The 22204-nt window shown below is 60.5% G+C and carries 11 protein-coding genes; 5 read left to right on the forward strand and 6 right to left on the reverse strand.

Annotation, left to right across the window (positions count from 1 at the left end; genetic code table 11):
- Positions 1-380 precede the first annotated feature (380 nt).
- Positions 381-8228 (forward strand): retention module-containing protein, encoded by a 7848-nt coding sequence (locus AB4N85_RS02490; RefSeq protein WP_460066870.1) that lies wholly within the window; start codon positions 381-383, stop codon positions 8226-8228.
- A gap of 167 nt (positions 8229-8395) precedes the next feature.
- On the opposite strand, the gene AB4N85_RS02495 is transcribed toward AB4N85_RS02490, so the two are convergent.
- From AB4N85_RS02495 to AB4N85_RS02505, 3 genes are all read right to left on the reverse strand, one after another.
- The gene (locus tag AB4N85_RS02495; RefSeq protein ID WP_460066872.1) at positions 8396-11416 is read right to left on the reverse strand and encodes an Ig-like domain-containing protein; all 3021 of its coding nucleotides are present in this window, start codon (positions 11414-11416) and stop codon (positions 8396-8398) included.
- 149 nt (positions 11417-11565) lie between these two features.
- The gene (locus tag AB4N85_RS02500; protein WP_056783699.1) at positions 11566-11961 is read right to left on the reverse strand and encodes a YbaN family protein; all 396 of its coding nucleotides are present in this window, start codon (positions 11959-11961) and stop codon (positions 11566-11568) included.
- A gap of 10 nt (positions 11962-11971) precedes the next feature.
- Entirely contained in the window at positions 11972-12559 is a 588-nt protein-coding gene (locus AB4N85_RS02505) for a YecA family protein (protein ID WP_310214883.1), read from the reverse strand.
- Between the two features lie 406 nt (positions 12560-12965).
- Here AB4N85_RS02505 and recQ point away from each other — a divergent pair, with 406 nt between their 5' ends.
- From recQ to AB4N85_RS02520, 3 genes are all read left to right on the forward strand, one after another.
- Entirely contained in the window at positions 12966-15095 is a 2130-nt protein-coding gene (gene recQ, locus AB4N85_RS02510) for a DNA helicase RecQ (RefSeq protein ID WP_024012058.1), read from the forward strand.
- A 307-nt stretch (positions 15096-15402) separates the two neighbouring features.
- Positions 15403-15837 (forward strand): MarR family transcriptional regulator, encoded by a 435-nt coding sequence (locus AB4N85_RS02515; RefSeq protein ID WP_016771142.1) that lies wholly within the window; start codon positions 15403-15405, stop codon positions 15835-15837.
- A 127-nt stretch (positions 15838-15964) separates the two neighbouring features.
- Entirely contained in the window at positions 15965-17782 is a 1818-nt protein-coding gene (locus AB4N85_RS02520) for a FimV/HubP family polar landmark protein (RefSeq protein ID WP_460066877.1), read from the forward strand.
- Between the two features lie 127 nt (positions 17783-17909).
- Here the strand turns inward: AB4N85_RS02520 and AB4N85_RS02525 are convergent, their stop codons facing one another.
- Entirely contained in the window at positions 17910-20099 is a 2190-nt protein-coding gene (locus tag AB4N85_RS02525; RefSeq protein WP_460066879.1) for a patatin-like phospholipase family protein, read from the reverse strand.
- A gap of 71 nt (positions 20100-20170) precedes the next feature.
- Between AB4N85_RS02525 and AB4N85_RS02530 the strand changes: the two genes are divergently transcribed.
- The gene (locus AB4N85_RS02530; protein WP_076566525.1) at positions 20171-20458 is read left to right on the forward strand and encodes an Rdx family protein; all 288 of its coding nucleotides are present in this window, start codon (positions 20171-20173) and stop codon (positions 20456-20458) included.
- On the opposite strand, the gene AB4N85_RS02535 is transcribed toward AB4N85_RS02530, so the two are convergent.
- Positions 20452-21345: a DMT family transporter gene (locus AB4N85_RS02535; RefSeq protein WP_460066882.1), complete on the reverse strand. Its 894-nt coding sequence runs from the start codon at positions 21343-21345 to the stop codon at positions 20452-20454. The genes AB4N85_RS02530 and AB4N85_RS02535 overlap by 7 nt on opposite strands.
- A 72-nt stretch (positions 21346-21417) precedes the next feature.
- Positions 21418-22182, reverse strand: coding sequence for an AraC family transcriptional regulator (locus AB4N85_RS02540; protein ID WP_353187800.1), 765 nt, complete (start codon positions 22180-22182; stop codon positions 21418-21420).
- Positions 22183-22204 lie beyond the last annotated feature (22 nt).

A 22204-nucleotide genomic window follows, 5' to 3' on the forward strand; every position in this document is an offset into this window, starting at 1 on the left:
AACTTATGCGGTTTTTCAAAAGCAGCACATTGTTCAGCTCGAAAGCCTTTGTTTTATGCGCTTTAGGGAGCTCGAAAAGGCTTGAGGAAAGTTCCATTCACTTTGCGAGACACTGCGAAGTACTGCTGAAGGGGAGGGACGCGTAACGGCGAATGAGCGACAGATTTTTGTCACTCGGGTGATTCACCACCGTTACGTAGCGCTAGTGGGTCGGCGGATTGAACAGGGTTGGCAAGTGCTTGATAGCGCTGACAATTCACCTCAAACCGGGCCTGCGAAACGAACTGTCGAGGGTGCGAGCGTCGCCCCCGGCAACCCGATTGAGCCATGGGCTGCTTCGCGAACCTGTGCCGACGGTGGTCGGCAGCGGAGGATTTCACATGGCAGCGCTCATCGGTACGGTCACAAAAGTCATTGGTCAGGTGTTCGCTCAAGCGAGCGACGGCATCAAGCGTCCGTTGTTCGAAGGCGATCGTTTGTACGCTGGCGATCAACTGATCACCGGCGCGGAAGGCGCGGTGGCAGTGAAACTGCAAAACGGCGAGGAATTGACCCTCGGTCGGGGCAGCAGCATCACCATGACCGGGCAATTGCTGGCCGACCAGGCTGTGCCGGTGAACGTCGACGAAGCGCAGACCCCAAGCCAGGCGCAACTGACCGATGTCGAGCAAATCCAGCAAGCCATCGCCGCCGGTGAAGACCCAAGCAAAACTGCCGAAGCCACTGCGGCCGGCCCCAACGCGCCCACCGGCAATACCGGTGAACTGGGCGGCGGGCACAGTTTCGTTCTACTGACCGAAGTCGGTGGCCGGGTCGATCCGATCATTGGTTTCCCCACCGCTGGCTTCAACGGCATTCCCGAATTTCCCGAGTATCGTCGCGACGCGGACATCGACAATGGCGACGACACGCCAGCGCCGGTCGTGGTGCCACCGCCTCCGGTGAACAATCCGGTCATCCTCAACGGCCTCAATGGGGCGGATGGCGAGCTGAACCTCAATGAAGCCAATCTGCCTGACGGTACAGCGGCCAATCCAGGCGCGCTGACGCAAAGTGGCAGCTTCACGGTCTCGGCAGCGGATGGTTTGAACAGCCTGAGCATCGGCGGCATCAACGTGATTGTTGGCGGCGTGCCGATCGGCTTTCCCCAGTCGATCACCACGCAACTGGGCAATACCCTGACCATCACCGGTTATAACGCGGCCACTGGCACGGTCAACTACAGCTACACCCTCAACGGCAACGAAACCCACGCGGCCGGCGACGGCGTGAACAATCTCAGCGAACAGTTCACCGTGATCGCCACCGACAGCAATGGCGACAGCGCCACTGGCACGCTGGACGTGAATATCACCGACGACGTGCCCAAAGCGTTTGACGACGCCAACGGTATTGCCTCGGAAACCTTGCTGACCCTGACCGGAAACGTGCTTACCAACGACGTGCAAGGCGCCGACCGCGTACCGACAGGCCCGGTTACGCCTGGCACATTCACCGGTACTTACGGCACCTTGGTTCTGAACGCCGACGGCACCTACACCTACACCCTGAATACCAGCGATGCCGATTTCAAAGCCTTGACCGGCGGCGGCAACGGCACAGAGACCTTCGCCTACACCATCACCGATGCCGACGGCGATACCAGCAGCGCCAATCTGGTTCTGCAGATCCACAACAACGACGATCCAGTCATCATCGACGGCCTGAACGTCGCCGGTGGCGAGCTGACGATCTACGAGAAAAACCTCAGCGACGGCAGCGCCCCGGACGCCACCGCGCTGACGCAGAACGGCACCTTCACCATCACTGCACTGGACGGCGTCACCACGCTGACCGTCGGCGGCATCGCCGTGGTGACCAACGGCGTCGCCGCAGGCTTCCCGCAATCGATCACCACACCACTGGGCAGCACGCTGACCATCACTGGTTTCAACGCTGCAACCGGCGTGGTCAGTTACAGCTACACCCTGGCCGACAATGAAGCGCATCCGAACGCCAACGGCGCGAATAATCTGCCTGAGCAGTTCGCAGTCACGGTGGTCGATGACAACGGCACGACGGCCACCGGCACCCTCGACGTCAACATCGTTGACGACCTGCCGAAAGCCAACGACGACAGCAACGGTACCGCCTCCGAAAGCCAACTGACCCTGACCGGCAACGTCCTGACCAACGACATTCAAGGCGCTGACCGCGTACCCACCGGTCCAGTCACGCCCGGTACATTCACCGGTACCTACGGCACCTTGGTTCTAAACGCCGACGGCACTTACACCTACACCCTGAACACCAGCGATGCCGATTTCAAAGCCTTGACCGGTGGCGGCAACGGTACAGAGACCTTCGCCTACACCATCACTGATGCCGACGGCGATAGCAGCACTGCCAATCTGGTTCTGCAGATCCACAACAACGACGATCCAGTCACCATCGATGGCCTGAACGTCGCCGGCGGCGAGCTGACGGTTTACGAGAAGAACCTTGGCGACGGCAGCGCCCCGGATGCTGGTGCGCTGACGCAGAACGGCACGTTCACCATCACTGCACTGGACGGCGTCACCACGCTGACCGTCGGCGGCATCGCCGTGGTGACCAACGGCGTCGCCGCAGGCTTCCCGCAATCGATCACCACACCACTGGGCAGCACGCTGACCATCACTGGTTTCAACGCTGCAACCGGCGTGGTCAGTTACAGCTATTCCCTGGCCGACAATGAAGCGCATCCGAACGCCAACGGCGCGAATAATCTGCCTGAGCAGTTCGCAGTCACGGTGGTCGATGACAACGGCACGACGGCCACCGGCACCCTCGACGTGAACATCGTCGACGACCTGCCGAAAGCCAGCGACGACAGCAACGGTACCGCCTCGGAAAGCCAACTGACGCTGACTGGCAATGTCCTCACCAACGACATACAAGGCGCCGATCGCGTACCGACCGGCCCAGTCACGCCGGGTACTTTCACCGGTACTTATGGCACGTTGATGCTGAACGCCGACGGCACCTACACCTACACGCTGAACACCAGCGACGCCGACTTCAAAGCCTTGACCGGCGGCGGTAACGGCACGGAAACCTTCGCCTACACCATCACCGATGCCGACGGCGATACCAGCACTGCCAACCTCGTTCTGCAGATTCACAACAACGATGATCCGGTGCTGCTCAATGGCCTCGACGTCAACGGTGGCGAACTCACCGTCTACGAAAAAAATCTCAGCGACGGCACCAGCCCCAACACCCCAGCGCTGACCCAGAACGGCACTTTCACCGTCAGTGCTCTCGATGGTCTGCAGACCCTCACGGTTGGCGGCATCGCGGTGATCACCAACGGCGTGGCCGCAGGTTTCCCGCAATCGGTGATCACACCCCTGGGCAGCACGTTGACTATCACCGGTTATGACCCGGCAACCGGTGTAGTCAGTTACAGCTACAGCCTGGCCGACAACGAAGCTCATCCAACCGCTAACGGCGCCAACAGCCTCACCGAGAACTTCGACGTGGTGGCGACTGACACCGATGGCAGCACCGCCAGCGGCCAGATCAACGTCAACATCGTTGATGATTTGCCGACCGCGCATGCGGACGCGGCTTCGGTGGCCGAGGGTGGCACCGTCAGCGGCAATGTGCTGGATAACGATATCGGCGGCGCGGATGGTCCGGCGATTACCGGCGCAGTCGTCGGCGTGCGTGCCGGTGCCGACACCTCGACTTCGGCCATCGGCGGACTCAATTCGCAGATCAACGGCACCTACGGCTACCTCACGCTTGATGCCAACGGTAACGCCGTTTATCACAGCAATCCCAACGCGGTGAACGGTCCGGGTGCGGTGGATGTGTTCACCTACACCGTGCGCGATTCCGATGGTGATGAAAGCACCACGACGATCACCATCGACGTCTATAACAGCTGCCTGAAAGCGGTCAGCGACACTGACGTCACCGTCTACGAAAAAGCCCTCGACCTGAACAGGGATGGCCAGGATCTGGCGGCGGGCAGTGTGGTCGGCAGCGATCCAAACAGCACTGGCGAAACCGCTTCCGGCACCCTGGTCGGCTCGGTCACCGGTGCAGTCGGTGCGATCAGCTATGCACTGGTCGGCAGCGCCACCGGTAATTACGGGCAGATCGTCCTCAATGCCAATGGCACTTACACCTACACCCTGACTTCGCCAGCGACCACCACGCCGCATGCTGACGACGGCGCCAACAGCCTGAGCGAAACCTTCACCTATCAGGCCACCGATTCGCTGGGCAATGTCGTCACCAGCACGATCGTTGTGAGCATCGTCGATGACGTGCCGAAGGCGCTGAATGACAGCAATGCCGTCAGCGCAACCGAAGCCCAGTTGACCCTGACCGGCAACGTCCTCGACAACGACGTGCAGGGCGCCGACCGGGTCGCCGGCGGCCCGGTAACCGCCGGTACTTTCACTGGCACTTACGGCACGCTGGTGCTCAACGCCAACGGCACTTACACCTACACGCTGGACGCCAATGACGCCGACTTCAAAAACCTCCAGGGCGGCGGCAACGGCACGGAAACCTTCGCCTACACCATCACCGATGCCGACGGCGACACCAGCACCGCCAACCTGGTGCTGAACATCCACAACAATGACGATCCGGTGTGCCTCGACGGCCTCAACGTGAAGGGCGGCGAAATCACTGTTTACGAGAAAAACCTCAGCGACGGCAGCAACCCCGACACCTCGGCGCTGACCCAGAGCGGCAGCTTCACCGTGACCGCCCTCGATGGCCTGCAAACCCTCACGGTCGGCGGCATCGCCGTGATCAGCAATGGCGTCACCGCCGGTTTGCCGCAATCGGTGGTCTCGCCGCTGGGCAGCACCTTCACCATCACCGGTTACGATCCGGCCACCGGCGTGGTCAGTTACAGCTACACCCTGGTCGACAACGAAGCTCATCCGAACGCGAACGGCGCCAACAGCCTCAGCGAGAGCTTCGATGTGGTCGCCACTGATACCGATGGCAGTTCGGCTAGCGGTCAGATCAACGTCAATATCGTCGATGACTTGCCGACTGCCAACGCCGATACCGGCTCGGTAGCGGAGGGCGGCACGGTCAATGTCAGTGTGCTCGGCAATGACCTCAGCGGCGCCGATGGTGCCGCCACGGTGGTCGGCGTGCGCGCCGGCAGCAACACCGCGACATCAGCCAGCGGCGGGCTCAACAGCAACATCAACGGCAACTACGGCTACCTGACCCTCGACGCGGCGGGCAATGCGGTTTACCACAGCAACCCGAACTCGGTGAGCCCGCCGGGCGCGACCGACACGTTCACCTACACCATCCGTGACAGCGATGGCGATGAAAGCACCACGACGCTGACCATCAACGTCGCCGACAGCAAACTGGTCGCCTCGGTCGATCAGGATGTGACGGTCTATGAAAAAGCCCTCGACCTGAACAAGGATGGCCAGGATCTCGCCCCCGGCACAGTCACCGGCAGCGAACCGGGCAATACCGGTGAAACCGCCAGCGGCACGCTGGTCGGTTCGGTCAGTGGCGGCAGCGGCGCGATCACTTACACCCTGGTCGGCAACGCCACCGGTAGCTACGGGCAACTGCTGCTCAACGCTGACGGCACCTACACCTACACGCTGACCTCGGCGCCGAAAACCGCGCCGAACGCCAACGACGGGCCGAACACCCTCAGCGAAACGTTCACCTACAAAGCCACCGATGCACTGGGCAACAGCACCACCAGCACCCTCGTGGTCAACATCGTCGACGACATACCGAAAGCCGTTGCCTCGGATCGCTCGGTAACCGCAGTGGAGATCGATTCGAACATTCTCATCGTCCTCGACATCTCCGGCAGTATGGCTGATGCCTCTGGCGTGCCGGGCCTGTCGCGGCTGGCACTGGCCAAGCAGGCCATTGGTGCCTTGCTCGACAAGTACGATGATCTGGGCGATGTGAAAGTGCAGCTGGTGACGTTCAGCAGCAATGCCGCCGACCGCACCACCGTGTGGGTGGATGTCGCCACCGCCAAGACACTCCTCGCCGGTCTCAACGCTGGCGGCGGCACCAACTACGATGCTGCCGTAGCAGTGATGCAGACCGCGTTCAACACCTCCGGCAAACTCACCGGGGCACAGAACGTCGGCTACTTCTTCTCTGACGGCAAGCCCAACGAGGGCGACATCGGCACGGCTGACGAAGCCGCGCTGAAAAACTTCCTCGACGCCAACAACATCAAGAACTACGCCATTGGTCTGGGCAGTGGCGTGAGCAACGCCAACCTCGATCCGCTGGCCTACGACGGCATCAACCACACCAATACCAATGCGGTGGTGGTCACCGATCTCAATCAGCTCAACTCGGTATTGTCCGGCACCGTGCAGGGCGCGCCGGTCACCGGTTCGCTGCTGGGCGAGGGCGGTTCGTTCGGCGCCGATGGCGGTTTCATCAAGTCGATCGTGGTCGACGGCACCACCTACACCTACGATCCGAAAGCCCTCAGTGGCCAGGGTTCGTTGACCGCGAGCGGCGGCGCCAATCACGGCACCTTCAATACCGCCAACAACAGCGTCAGCATTGCCACCAACAACAGCGGCACGCTGGTGGTCAATCTTGATACCGGCGAATACAGCTACACCTCGCAGAAAACCACCGCCGTGGTGATCACCGAAAACATCGGCTTCACCGTCAGCGACAACGACGGCGATCTGGCCAGCTCCACCCTGACGGTGAAAGTGATCCCCAACGCGCCACCGGTAGCGATGGACGACCACGTCATCACCAACGTGCTGTCAGGCAACATCGTGGTGCCGGGCGAGCTGTTGCTGGCCAATGACACCGATCCGAACGGCGACACCCTCAACGCCACACCCACCAGTTTCAATACCGGTTGGGTGTCGAAAGCGGCGGACTTCACCGGCAGCGGCCTGATCGGCTTCACTGGGCAGACCAATAACGCAGCCAACCAGAATCTGGCCAATGTGCGCAGCGCCTTCAGCGCCAATGCCGCGACCATGACCGCCGTGCTGGTGGTCAGCGGTTATCTGGGCATGGTGAGCAACAGCAATGCCAACGATGAAGACCGCATTACCGTCAATCTGCGTCAGGGCGAAACCCTCAATCTGGATCACAATCTGGGTGCCGGTAAGATCAGCATGGAGTATTCGCTCAATGGCGGTGCCTGGATGGCGCTGGCGGATGGCCAGACCCTCAGCGCCTCGGCGGACGGCGTCTACCAGATTCACATCACCAACATTGGTAATGGTGGCGGCAACCCGAATGCGGCGGAGAACTACCAGCTGACCATGACCCTCAACTACGCCGCGGCCCACGACATCACGCCGGACTACCACGGCACTTACGCCGCCAACGACAACCACGGCGGCAGCGACACGGCCAACGTCAGCATCAGCTATCAGGACGGCCACACCCTGACCGGCACTGCTGGCGACGATGTGTTGGTGGCGGGCAGCGGCAACAACGTGATCAATGCCGGCGACGGCAACGACGTACTCACGGCAGGCTCCGGCAATAACGAAATGCACGGCGACGCTGGCAACGACTTGCTCTACAGCGGCGCGGGCAACGATCTGCTCGACGGCGGCACTGGCAGCGACACCGCCAGCTACGCCCACGCCACGGCCGCCGTCACCGTCAATCTCGGCCTGCTCGGTGCGCAGAACACCCTCGGCGCCGGTACTGACACGTTGACCGGCATCGAAAACCTGCTCGGCTCGAACTTCAACGACAGCCTCACCGGCGACGGCAACAACAACGTGATCAACGGTGGCCTCGGCAACGACTTCCTCAATGGCGGCGCTGGCGATGACTTGCTGATCGGTGGCATGGGCAACAATACGCTGACGGGCGGGGCAGGGGCGGACACCTTCCAGTGGCTCAAGGGCAACAGCGGCCATGACCTGATTACCGATTTCACCCCCGGTACCGACAGGCTCGATCTGTCGCAACTGCTGCAAGGCGAAAACGCCAGTACCGCGTCGCTGGACGACTATCTGCACTTCACCGTCAGCGGCAGCGGCGCCTCGGTGATGACCAGCATCGACGTCAGCGCCATGGCCGGCGCCGCGCCGAGCCAGACCATCGACCTGGCCGGCGTCAACCTCGCTAGCCACTACGGCGTGACACCGGGCGCAGGCGGCATGATTGCCAACGGTCACGACACAGCGACGATCATCAGCGGCATGCTCAATGATCATTCGTTGAAGGTGGATACGGTTTGAGCTGAGGTCTGAAATGACAAAACCCGCCGCCCCGGTTGATTCGGGACGGTGGGTTTTGTCTGTCTGTAGAGACGTGTTGTCTTTAAGTCAGCCTTCGCGAGCAGGCTCGCTCCCACAGGGGAGAGCGGTGAAACTGTGGGAGCGAGCCTGCTCGCGAAGAGGCCGGTTTATCCGTAAATGGGATAGATACACCATGGAGCCCATCGGGCGTTCAGGTCCGAATGGCAATAAATTCCGCCGTTGGCATGTCCATATATCGCTCGCAGGTTGCCAGGACAACCGCTTTCATCACACATCCTGTAGATCCCTCCAGCGGCTATTGGCCAATAAGGATCGGGACCATATACAACTTGCATGGCGTGCAGTGCTCTGCTCATCGGTTCTGCGCCCGGAATGCTGTATCGCCAGTTGAGCGCCTCTTGGTGTGTCATGCCGTAGCCGCCGATAGCCAACTGATAAACATTCGTCACACTGACGTAATAAGAAAATGAGCTGAATCGGTCCTGTACGGTAATGTACGTATTGCCGTTACGTATGCCCGTGACTTTCCCGTTGCCGTCGACATAAGCCACGTTCGGATTACTGCTTCTGTAGGTGATCGGGTGGACGCCTGTAGACGGGACGGCGGCGCGGATTTGGGTATTGTTTGGAAAATCTGCACTGTGAGTGTGGCGCCATGCATAAACTCTCAGTCCTGACAGGGCCATGGCGCTGTTGTTGACTTGCAGCGCTTTGCGCAGCGTGAACGAGCGTAAAGGAGAGAGAAGACCGTCGCCATAGAGTGCTCGAATCTGCACGACTGTCAGTACATCGACAACGAGCCCCTTCAATAGCGTTGAAAATTTCCCGTCCTTGTCTGTGGTCAATGTCTCTATCGACTTGCCATTCACCAGAACTTCAACCTGCTGTTCTACGCTCGCAGTTCCCTCGATCGTGACATTCGGATCAACCGTCAGGTCGCTATGCGGAATCTCCCTGTTCTGCGAGTCCTTAATCAGTGTGATGACCGGCTGCAACTCAACCAGAGATTCGATCTGATAGGTCTGGTGGGGAAATTCCACTGGATTGCCGCGCAACCCCAGGCGCACGGAAAATATCAATGTCGCCGTACTGCCGCTTTTGAGATTTTTCAACACTTCCAGCGTCGGCGTTGACAGTTCCCGTATCAGCCCGGCGCTGGTGACGCTCGCCTCCGCGTTCATGATGACGTGGCGAACAGGGTTGTCTTTGCTGTCGATGCCGATCAGCACCAGCGTCATGCTCTGGCCCGGCCGTTGTCCGTGCCAGAGGTTGACCGCCAATTTGTCTGCGCTGGTCAGTTTTTTTACGTCCAGGATTGCGTTATCAATGCCAATGATTCGCGGTCTCGGAAACCTGGGATCCTGATCAGCGATCAGTTTGAAAGAAATCTCAGTTTCCGGAGAAGATCCGATTTTCTTGCCGTCCTGATTCAGGTTGAATTTGAATCGCACGGTTTCACCGTGAAGCGCCACAATGAGGCGCCTGTCGAACGTAAAGCGGGCTTGTTTGGCCGAATCCAGATCTACCAGCGGGAAGCGATCAAATCCCAAGGGCAGTGGTGTGCACACCAGGCGAACCTTCTCGGTCTTGGCATCGAGATATTCCACCAGCATGCTCGGCAGCGCTGCCAAGGGATCAAGCGGATTAGTGAAAGGCGATACCAGTGAGGGCGGCGTGAGGACAAGCTCCTTGGGATCGCCGATCTTCAACTGCGCGATATCGGAAAAGACTTCACTTTCGCCGGGATTGGTGATGGTGGCCTGCACGGCCAGTCTCGCGCTGGCGTAGGGCTTGATGTACTCGTTCTCGGCCTCGAAAACGATGGGCTTTGAAGGATCCGTTACAAGCTGTCCCCAAGTAAACCGTACCAACTTGCCGTTGATGTCTGTGGTCTGCCAATGCAGCTTGACCTCTGCCCCTTGTTTCAAGGGCCAGAAACTGGCGACATTTATAAAGGCTTTGGCAGTGTCGACTGCCAGCTCACCTTCCACCAGTGGGGTGACCTCCGGTGCTCCCAGTGGCAAGGATTTACCCGCAACGGTGACGTCAGCAGGTTTGGAAAGTTTGGACTGACCTGCTCTGGTCAGAATATAAGTTGCCCGTAAACTTCCACCTATCACATTTTGAATGCGGAAATTTTCCACGGGAAAGTTCAGTGTCTTGCTGTCTACGGTCACCGTTAAAGAATAGGTATGAGTGACTGGCACGTTGTTTCGGGTGAATCCTTCCAGTGTCAGGGCGATCACATCGTTGATCGCAAAACTGCCCGTCAGGAGAATGTTCGTCGGGCCGCCTGCAAGCCAGTCATGGTGTATTACGTCGTCGGCATCGGACTGCTCGAAAATCGGCGCGGTCAGCAGGGTTATTACGGGCTTGAACGGCAGAATGAGCGGTTCCGAAAAACCACTGGAGTTCTCGACAATGTCATAAACGCTCCAGCGCACCACCAGATTGCTGGTTTGTTGCAATTTGCCGAGCAAGTCAGGCGTCAGCTTGAAAACGATGTCGGCCGAGTCGTCGGTAACGACAAAGTCCAGCCGCAGCGAACCAAATGTCAGCACGACCGTATCGCCGATCTGCTGATTGAAGTAATGCTTGACCGTGACTTCCATGCCCTCATCGATGACGTTCTGATCGACGATACTTTCCGATGCGATCGGCAGCTTGAGGCCCTGATTGGAAGGCTTGCCGCCGTCAATGTCCGCTTCGCCCGGAGCGGGATGTTTGAACCAGAGTTGTGAGTGTGGCGATTCCCCCGGGTTGCCGCTCAGTCTCGTGACTTTAAACCAGCAATCCAGCCTGACGTCGGTAAACGGCAGGAATTTCTCCTCGAGGGTTTCAGCTGTAATGTAAAAAAGTACGGTTTTAGGGGTCTTTCCATCGGCCTCAAAATCGTCCTCTGTAAGGGCGAAATCAATCACGGACGAAGGGGTGGTGACATCGGGTCTATCGAGGAAGACTTCGATACGGTCACCGAGGGCTTGAGACAGATACGCCGGGAGACTGAAGCCCAATCCGTTAATGTTCTGAGCAATCATGGCGATGTTGATACCGTAGCTCTGGTCAGTTTGCAGCTTGTGCAGAAGTGGTTGCGGCGGATAGAGGGCCAGCACACCGATACCGGAACGCGGCGCAGGAGGGAATATCAGGTATTGTGAGCTGGTCATGAATTTTCGCCTTCCATACGGGGCGCTTACCTGGGCTGTCAGCGCCGATACGGAAGAATTAAGCATGCGACGTTAAAGCGCGCACCTGTCAACTCTGACAGGTGCGGACGGATATCGGATGAACGGTTGTGCCGCCGACGGTGGAGCAATCAGCGTTTTTTCAAGGTCTTCTGCCGCACAATATAAACCGTCACCAACACCGCACTGGTCAGCATGAACCCACGCGCCCAAACCAACGGCACCAGATAACACGAGAACAGAATGCTCACCCACATCAGGCCGATCGCGTAGACCTTGCCTTTGAGCGGGATGCCGTTGCCTTCGAGGTAGTCGCGAATCCATGGCCCCAGCCGTGGATGTTCGACCAGCCAGCGATAGAAGCGCGGAGAGCTGCGCGCGAAGCAGGCCGCGGCGAGCAGGAGGAAGGGGGTGGTGGGCAGGACCGGCAGGAAGATACCGATCACCCCCAATGCGACGCTGAGCCAGCCGATGGCCAGCAGGACGTAGCGCAACATCAGGGGGCGGTTGCCTATGGGGTTGTCCATAGGCCGGGTCTTAGTGATGACGGGGCTTGAGGATCGCCGGTTTTTCTTCGGGGGCCTGGCACAGCAGGTACAGCGCGGTCAGGGCTTCCGGGATCTGAACGATCATGTCGTCCATCAGGTTGGCGTCCTTGGCGATGTCTTCGAACTCAGGCTGCTCGTCGAACAGGCCGGAACCGACCATGATCGGCAGGAGCATTTCGCTGACTTCCTCTTCGGAGGCTTCGAACCAGGCCGCTTCGCGCAGGAACACGCCTTCCATGAAACCGATGCACCAGCCGCGCAATTCGGAATCGTCCGGCTCTTCGCCCAGATCCAGTTCGCACGGCAATTCGAATTCTTCATCCGAGGCCAGTTGGCGAGCGATGTGTGCTTTGAGGCCGATCAGTGTGGCTTCGATTTCGGCACGCTGGGCTTCGTCGGCGTAATGCGGCTCTTCGGCGAACAGCGCGTCGATCCACTCGCGCTCCGGAACGTCTTCGGAGCAGATAGACAGCGCGGTCAGGTAACCGTGGGCGGCGACGTAATCCAGCGCCTCGTCGTGCAGCTCGTCGGCATCGAGGAAGACTTGCAGGCGGGTCAGTTGCTCAGCGAAGGACATTACGGGGCTACCTTGGGGAATAAACAATGCGGGAATTCTAGGCTTTCTTGCGCGCTCTAGCCAGCCGCTTGGCAGATTTGCCCGAATTACCGGCCTCACTGGAAAGATGAATAACCCTGTGGGAGCGAGCCTGCTCGCGAAGGCGGTGTATCAGGCACTTTTGCATCGACTGACAGGTCGCTTTCGCGAGCAGGCTCGCTCCCACAGGGTTTTGTGTGTGGCAGGTTTATCAGGTGTCTTCTCAGCGGCACCCTGTGCGGCGAAGGCCTCGGGTATACTGCCGCGTTTTGCGATCCCTGCTGGCGCTGCGCTGGTCATGCAATGTGTTCTTACGTTTTGTTTAAGCAGCCGAAGCTGCTCTGAACCAGCCTGAGCAGGGATGTATCGGTAGATTTTTGGAGTTTTTATGCTCGAACAGGCTCAACGCGTCCTCAAGGACATCTTCGGCTACGACAGTTTCCGTGGCCGTCAGGGTGCGATCATTGAGCGCGTGGCCAGCGGCGGTGATGCGCTGGTGCTGATGCCTACCGGTGGCGGCAAGTCGTTGTGCTTCCAGGTGCCGGCACTGTTGCGCGAGGGCCTGGCGGTGGTCGTTTCGCCGTTGATCGCGCTGATGGACGATCAGGTCGCCACCCTTGAAGAACTGGGCGTCGCCGCCGCTGCGCTGAACTCCACGCTGAGTGCCGAGCAGCAGCGTGATCTCGCCCTGCGGATCAAGCGCGGCGAAGTGAAAATGCTCTATCTCGCGCCCGAGCGTCTGGTGCAGCCACGCATGCTGGCGTTCCTGCAAAGCCTGGAAATCGCCCTGTTCGCCATCGACGAAGCGCATTGCGTGTCGCAATGGGGCCACGATTTCCGTCGCGAATACCTGCAACTGGGTCAATTGGCCGAGCTGTTCCCCAACGTTCCGCGCATTGCCCTCACCGCGACCGCCGACAAGCGCACCCGCGAAGAAATTGTCGATCGCCTGCACCTGCAGAACGCCGAGCGCTTTCTGTCGAGTTTCGACCGCCCGAACATCTTCTATCGCATCGTGCCCAAGGAGCAGCCGCGCAAACAGTTGCTGGCGTTCCTCGCCGAGCGGCGCAGCGATGCCGGCATCGTTTACTGCCTGTCGCGCAAGAAGGTCGAAGAAGTTGCGGCGTTCCTCAGCGAGCAGGGCTTCCCGGCGCTGCCGTATCACGCCGGTCTGCCCAACGATCTGCGCGCCTATCACCAGAAGCGCTTCCTCAACGAGGAAGGCCTGATCATGGTCGCCACCGTGGCGTTCGGCATGGGCATCGACAAGCCCAACGTACGCTTTGTCGCGCACCTCGATCTGCCGAAATCTCTCGAGGCGTATTACCAGGAAACCGGGCGCGGCGGCCGTGACGGGCTGCCGGCGGATGCGTGGATGGCCTACGGTCTGCAAGACGTGGTGATGCTCAAGCAGATGCTGCAGAACTCCGAAGGCGACGAGCGGCACAAGCGTCTGGAGCAGCACAAGCTCGACGCGATGCTCTCGCTGTGCGAAGAAACCCGCTGCCGCCGGCAGGCGTTGCTGGCCTATTTCGATGAAGACATGCCTGAGCCGTGCGGGCATTGCGACAACTGTGTCGACGGCGTGCAGACCTGGGACGCCACCGAACCTGCTCGTCAGGCCTTGTCGGCGATTTTCCGCACCGGCCAGCGCTATGGCGTCGGTCATCTGGTCGACGTGTTGCTGGGCAAGGACAACGAAAAGGTGCGCAGCTTCGGCCATCAGCATTTGTCGGTGTTCGGCGTTGGCAAGGCGTTGAGCGAGAGCGAGTGGCGCTCGCTGTTCCGCCAGCTGGTGGCGCGTGGGTTGGCCGATGTCGATCACGAGGGTTATGGCGGTCTGCGTCTTAATGACAGTTGCCGGCCGCTGCTCAAAGGCGAAGTGAAGCTGGAACTGCGCCGCGACCTGAAACCGCAAGTCACTGCCAAAACGGGCAGCAAGAGCCAGGCCAGCCAACTGGTGCGCGGCGAGGAACGCGAACAGTGGGAAGCCTTGCGCGCACTGCGGCGCAAATTGGCCGAAGAACACGGCGTGCCGCCGTACGTCATCTTCCCCGACTCGACGTTGTTGGAAATGCTCCGCAGCCAGCCGACGTCTCTGGCGGAAATGGCCCGGGTCAGCGGCGTCGGCGCACGCAAGCTGGAGCGCTATGGCGAAGCCTTCCTCGAAGTGCTCGGCGGCGAGGCGGAGGCGCCGAAGGTGGTCGCCGATGTCCGTCACGAGCTGATCACCCTGGCCCGCGCCGGCATGACCCCGCTGCAGATCGCCGGGCAGTTGCAGTGCTCGGAGAAGAACGTCTACGCCATGCTCGCCGAAGCCATCGGCAAGCAGCAGTTGTCGCTGGAGCAGGCGCTGGATTTGCCTGAGGAATTGATGGGCGAAGTGCAGGACGCGTTTCTCGATGGCGAGGGCGAGTTGCCGTCCGTCGCCGAAGTCGCCGAGTTGTTCGCCGGACGTGTTCCTGAAGGCGTGCTTTATTGTGTGCGGGCGGCGTTGCAGTCTGAATTCGAGATGTAATCTGGCCGTTCCCTAACCCCAGCTCTCTCCCACAGGGAGAGGGAGCCGACCGCGGTGTCTGGCGGCAGACTCGACCTGCAAAACCGAGTCGATTATGGATTCAGCGAGCGCTGTCGGGTCGGCGAATTTTCAAAGCATCCCCCGCTCAGTTCCCTCTCCCTCTGGGAGAGGGCTAGAGTGAGGGGCTTTTGATCTTCGCGCGGTTGTAACGATTCAGTACAGAGCCACTCTTGCCTATAACTGCCGCCCATGCTTAGCTGACTAATAATTAGATTTTCCGTATTTTCAGTCTAACCGTGAGTGTTTTATGCCGTTAACCGATCAACATCGCTTTGGTATGCAACTGGCCCAGATGTCCCGTGGCTGGCGTGCCGAACTGGATCGTCGCCTCGCCGGGCTGGGCCTGTCGCAGGCGCGCTGGCTGGTGCTGCTGCATCTGGCGCGTTTTGAAGAGGCGCCGACCCAACGCGAACTGGCGCAGAGTGTCGGCGTCGAAGGCCCGACCCTGGCGCGCTTGCTCGATAGTCTGGAGAACCAGGGACTGGTGCAACGCCAGTCCGTGATGGAAGACCGCCGGGCGAAAAAAATCGTGCTCTGCGCACCTGCCTTGCCCCTGATCGAACAAATCGAAACCATTGCCACGCAACTGCGTCACGAACTGTTCGAAGGTGTCGACGAGGCGGATCTGAAGGTGTGCATGCGCGTGCACGGGCACATTCTGGCCAACCTGGAAAAATCTTGAGGCACATCCCGGCAGCGATTTTTTGAGAGATCGCGCTGAGCCGACTATAAGAACTACTGGGCAATATCGTGTTCGTACCGGATGTGCGAACGCATAGAAACCGGTTTTGCTTATTTAAGGGATGCTCATGCTCGCAAGTCGGCACGTGCTGCGCGGGGGCGCCAAATGGCTGCTGCTCGCTGGCGTATTCAGCTATTCGACCTGGTCGATGGCGTTGGGGTTGGGCGAAATCACTGTTCACTCAGCCCTCAATCAGCCGTTCAAGGCCGACATCGCGCTGGTCGATGTCGGTACGTTGACGCAAAACGATCTCTCGGCCAGCCTGGCTTCGGCGGATGAATTTGGCCGGGCCGGCGTCGAGCGGGTGTTCTTTCTCAACGATCTCAAGTTCACTCCGATCCTGCGCGGCAGCCGCCAGATGATCCGGGTGACGTCCGGCAAACCGGTCAACGAACCTTTCCTGAATTTCCTCGTGCAGCTGGATCAACCCAACGGCCGTCTGCTGCGCGAGTACACGGTGTTGATCGATCCACCGGGTTCGCCGGGCATCGTACCCGCTACTGACGAGCCGGATCCGCGCCCTCAATCCTCCGAATTTCCAGCTGTCGAACCGGCTACCGCGCCGCCCCAGGCGGCCCAAGGCAAACGCCCTGCGGCGCCTGTGCCGCCAACGCCGGCGCCGCCTGCCAATGATGCGCAGGCCGAGCAACTGGCCGCCAGCGTGCTGCTCACCCAGCAACTGCAAAAGACCCTCGACGAACAGAACCTCAGGCTGCAAGAGCAGCAAGTGCAGATAGCCGACGGCAAGAAGCAGATCGAGGATTTGCAAACCCGCTTGGCCGAAGTGCAGAAAGCACCGCCACCGCCCGTGGTCGCTCCGGTTCCGGCCGCTGTTTCAGCTCCGGTCGAGGCGGCAGACGATGGCGTGAACTGGCCGCTGCTCGGCGGACTTCTATTGCTGCTGGGCGTGCTGGCTGCGTTGCTCATACGTCGCCGTCAGCAACGTTCGACAGCAGATGGCACGCCGACGCCGCTATTGCCTGTGAGCGCCGAAGACAACGTTGATGAGCCTGAACTTCAACAATCTGTCGGTGCGCACGCGGCCACCGATCATCGCGACGAACCCGGTGCCGGCGATGTGCTGGAGGCCGTGGGCATTTATCTGGCCTACGGCCGGCTCAGCGAAGCCGCCGGGCTGCTGCGCGATGCCTTGCACAAGGAACCTGAACGCACCGATCTCGGTTTGCAGTTGCTGGAGGTTCTTGGGCGCCAAGGTGACAGCGCCGCTTACGAACAGCAGGAAAACCGCCTGCGTGCGCTTGGCGTCGATGAGCGCGAACTGATTGAAACCCGCGCTCGCCATCCCAAACTGGCAGGCGCCGCACCGGCGGCATTTGCAGCAACGCCAATCGCGCCTGATCTGCCCGTGGCCACGGCAGCGACCGCAGCGACCGCAGCCGCGCCGCTTGCATCGTCGCCCGGCGCTCTCGAGGATGATTTCGAATTGAATCTGGGCGAGCTGTCGATGGATTCAAATTGGGATCTGAACGACAGCCGCACCGATTCCGCCGCACCGCCAATCGATGATCCAGAGCTGGGCACCAGCCTGTCGGTGTTACCTGTCGATTTCGAACTGCCACAGGCTGCATCTGCCGAAGAAGCCGAACTCGAATGGATCCCCGAACCCGACGCCCAGCCGCTCGACGATGACTTCCTCAATGAGTTCGGCGATCCCGAGTCGTCACTGGCGCTGCAACCTCTGGATCTGCAATTGCCCGAGTCCACCGACGCTGACACCGAGGCCGCCGGCAAGCTCGAACAGGCACAAACCTGCATCGACGATGGCGACATCGACAGCGCGATCGCGCTGCTCAATGAATTGCTCAGGGAAGGGGATGAGCCGTTGAAGCAGACGGCAAGGACGTTGTTGGCGGGGATTCGCTGAGCGCCAACGGATTTCGCGTTCATCCGAGACCGCTTTCGCGAGCAGGCTCGCTCCCACAATGGAATGCGCTCTCCCTGTGGGAGCGAGCCTGCTCGCGAAGGCGTCAGATCGGCCAACACCTCTCAGGTCAGAACGTCTGCCCCAGATTCAGGTAAACCGCCTGCTCATCCGCATCATTCAACCCATACGTGAAGTTCAACGGCCCCAGTGGCGTGTCGAAGCCGATAAACACACTCGCGGCATTGATGTAGCCGCTGTCGAATTCATTGTCGTTGTTCCACGCCCGACCGCGCTCCAGCGAGGCGCCGGCGTACAGCGGGAAGTCCAGCGGCAGGTACGAGCGCGGCGTCAGGCGGCGGTAGTACACAGCGCGCATCAGGCTGACATTCTGCCCGGACAGCGCATCCTCACGGAATCCTGACAACTGCCGCGCGCCGCCGAGCAGGAAGCTCGATGTCACCACATTGGCATCGTCCAGCGTGCGGCCGTACCGTCCGCCGAGAATCAGCGTATCCGGCCCGTGGCTCATGGCCTTGTCGAAATTCAGTTCCCACTGGCGATAGCGCGTGTCCGAGCTCAGCCCCGGTTCGAACTGGGTGAAGGTCAGGCTGACGTCCTTGCCCTCGTGCGGAAAGTAGACGTTGTCCAGCGAGTCGTAGGAATACTTCACGGTATAGAAGCCTTCGTTGAAACTCTCGCTCGGCAGATCCTGATCGCCGATGCGTACGTCAGCTTTGCCCCAGGCCTGGCCGACGCCGAGTCGCACTTCACCGTTGTTGCCGATCTGCCGGCCGAGGTTGAGGCCGAAGCCGTAACGCTCGACGCGATACTGGGCGATCGGATCGTTATCCAGCACCGAGTCAACGTTCTGCGCCTCGAACGACCCGTAGGGCGCGACGAAGTAACGTGAGCCGACATCCAGCGGTTGATAGAACTCGCTGTACAGCTCCTGCTTGTCGCCGATCTGCGCGCGGGTCAGCCATTCCGCACCGAGGCGGTTGATGCCGTTGACGCGATAACTGGCACCAAGGTTGAAAGCACTGTCGCCGCGCATGTCGTCCGACAGATTGAGGCCTACCCGCAAGTAATCGGTGCCGCTGCGCTTGCCGCTGGCACTGATGACCAAGGTGTGATCCTGGCCTTTGTGCACCACGCGGTAACGCACTTGATCGAAGTAATCGAGGCCGTACAGCGTGCCCATGTCCGAATGCAGGCGGCCCAGGTCCAGCGGCGCGCCGATCGGTTGGCGGATGTAATAGCGAATCACGTCATCGTCGACCTTCGAGTCATTTTCGACGCGGATCCCGGTGATGATCGGCGTGCGCTGGCCCGGCTGACGGGCGGCGTTCAGTTCCGCGTCCTGGGTTTGAGTCGGCTTGAGTTGCGCCAGCCGCGCATCGAGGATCCGCGTGGCGCGGTAACCGGCGTCGATCATCTCCTGAGCCTTGCCGAAATCGGTCACGCCGAACGCGGCCAGCGCAGGCTGGATCAACACGTCATTGGCATGCAGAGTCGCCAGTTGTTCTTCGGAGTTGCGCCGGGTCATCAAGGTGATCGACTGATTGAGCACATCGACTACTGTGGTCAGTTGCTTGCGATTGCGCAGAGGTGTGCCGATATCGACGACGATGGCGATGTCGACGCCCATCTCCCGCGCGACATCCAGCGGGATGTTGTCGGTCATGCCGCCGTCCACCAGCAGGCGCCCATCGAGCTCGACCGGGGCGAACACCGCCGGGATCGACATGCTCGCACGGATCACTTGCGGCAGGTGACCTTTGCGAAACACCACTTTTTCGCCATTGGCGATGTCGGTGGTCACGGCCCGAAACGGGATCGGCAGTTTGTCGAAGTCGCGGGTGTCGCTGGTGTGCGCCAACAGGCTTTCCAGCAACAGTGCGAGGTTCTGGCCCTGAATCACCCCCAATGGCAGGCCGAGACTGCCGTCGTCGCGGAAGCTGAATTTCTGCTTCACCAGAAAATCGCGGTCGTCCTGCTTGCGTCGAAATGGCACGTCCTCACGCGGCGGCGCGTCGGACAGCGCCGCTTGCCAGTCGATGCTCAGGGCGAGTTTTTCCAGTTCGTCGATCTTGTAGCCCGAGGCGTACAGGCCGCCGACTACCGCGCCCATGCTGGTGCCAGCAATCGCGTCGATCCTGATGCCTTGTTCTTCCAGCGCCTTGAGCACGCCGATGTGCGCCAGCCCGCGCGCAGCGCCGCCGGACAGCACCAGGCCGACTTTCGGTCGTGGCGCTTCACTGGCGTGAACCAGCAGGGGAAGGAAACCAAGCAGCAGGCAGAACAGCAAACGGCGCATTGTGAGTCTCGGGGCAAGCGGTAAAGCCGGCTATTATAGCGGCGCCCTCTGTCTCAGGAGTTTCAGCGATCATGACCGTCGCCAAAGCCGAAGTTGTCATCACTTATTGCACTCAATGCCAGTGGCTGCTGCGCGCGGCGTGGCTGGCTCAGGAACTGCTCAGCACCTTCGCTGACGACTTGGGCAAAGTGTCGTTGGTGCCGGGCACCGGTGGGGTGTTTCATATCACTTGTGCGGGTGTGCAGATCTGGGAGCGCAAGACCGACGGTGGTTTCCCTGAGGCCAAGGTATTGAAGCAGCGTGTGCGCGATCAGATCGATCCTGACCGCGACCTCGGCCACAACGACCGCACTCAGTGAGAGGCGGCCTCGGCGGCGACGGTTGTCTTGTCGCTGCCGCCTGACATCCGCGCCGACACCACAATCGCGACGATGATCAACGCGCCACCGATGAGCATCCGCAGGGTCGGGGTTTCACTGAACAGCAGCCAGGCGAGGGTGATGCCGTAGACCGGCTCCATGGCGAACACCACTGCCGCCGTGCGTGCCTTGATCACCGCCAGACTGGCGACGAACAGGCTGTGCGCCACGCCCGTGCAGAACACCCCGAGCAGGGCGATCCACAACCAGTCCAACGCTTGAACCTGACTCAACTGCGGCGCCGCGACCGGCAACAGACACAATGCCACGACGACGTTCTGGCACAACGCCGCCTGCACCGCCGGGATGCGCCCGGAGCTGGCGCGGTTGGTCAGCGACAGCAGGGAAAACAGCAGGCCGGACAACACGGCCCAAAGCAAGCCGACGGTGGCGCCGCTGCCCAGATCAAATGCGGGCGTCACCAGCACCAGACCGATGCTGACCAATACCACCAGGACGATTTCATTGGCACGGATGCGTTCGCGGAAGATCAGTCCTTCGAGAATCACCGTGAACGCCGGGAAACTGGCAAAGCCCAACGTGGCGATGGCCACCCCGGCGATCTTCACGGATATGAAGAAACTCACCCAGTGCCCAGCCAGCAACACGCCGCTGAGGGCGAGGCGCCGCCAGTCCACGGCCTGAAGTTTCTGCCAACCATGCTGGCTGAAGAAACGGGCGAAAAATGCCAGTGCGAGCACGGCGAAAGCCGCACGTCCAAATACGATCACAGCAGGGGATGCGGCAGCGAGTTTGCCGAACACACCGGTCAGGCCAAACATCAAAGCGCCAATATGCAGAGCGCCCAGGGCGGTACGCGGAGTCATTGCATTCCTTTTTTCAGGTTCAACTTCATGGGGCCATTGAACCGCGTCTCGGCCTGCAAGTCTGTCGGCAGGCTATCGTCTTTTGTCGTAGGAATCGCGCCGGAGATGTCCGGGCGACGAGCCGAACTCACGTAGGACTGCGGCCGAGAACGCACTTTGCGAGCTGTAACCGACGCGACTGGCTACTTCACCAATCGGCAATGCAGTGTCGCGCAGCAGTTGCACCGCGAGATGCAGGCGTCGACTGCGGATGTAATCCATCGGCGTCTGTCCGCATTCGGCCATGAACCGAGCGTGCAGGCGCGCGCTGGACAACCCGGCCACGCGCGCCAGGTCGGCCACTTGCAGCGGATAGGCGGCGTATTGCTCGATGTGCGCATCCAGCGCGGCGTAGGGCAAGCGACGCGCGCGGAGTTCGGCAGGTTGCGCGTGATTGAGACTGGCCAACAGCAACACCGCGCCTTGCTGCGCGATCAACGGATCGCTGACCGGACTGTTCGCCAGCCAGTTGACCAATTGGCTCTGCCCCGAGTCCAGCGACAGCCGCCCCGGATGATCGAGTAAGCGGCGACTGGCCTCGGCATGCGCGCCCAGCGAATCCTGCACCCATTGCCCTTCAGGGATGTCGAGCACCAGGCAGCTGCTGCCTTGGGGACTGTCGCAGGCATGATGAGCGCCGGACGGAACCACCACGACACTCTGCTGACGCACTTGGCTGCCACAGCCCTCGACCTCGAAATCCAGCGCACCGGACAGCCCGAACACCAACTGCGGGTGCTCGTGGCTGTGCACAATCAAGTCGTGGGTGTACTGACGCAAGGTGAGGATCGGTCGCATGGCAGGTTGTCTCCGAAGTGGC

It is taken from the genome of Pseudomonas sp. H1_G08 (assembly GCF_054681355.1).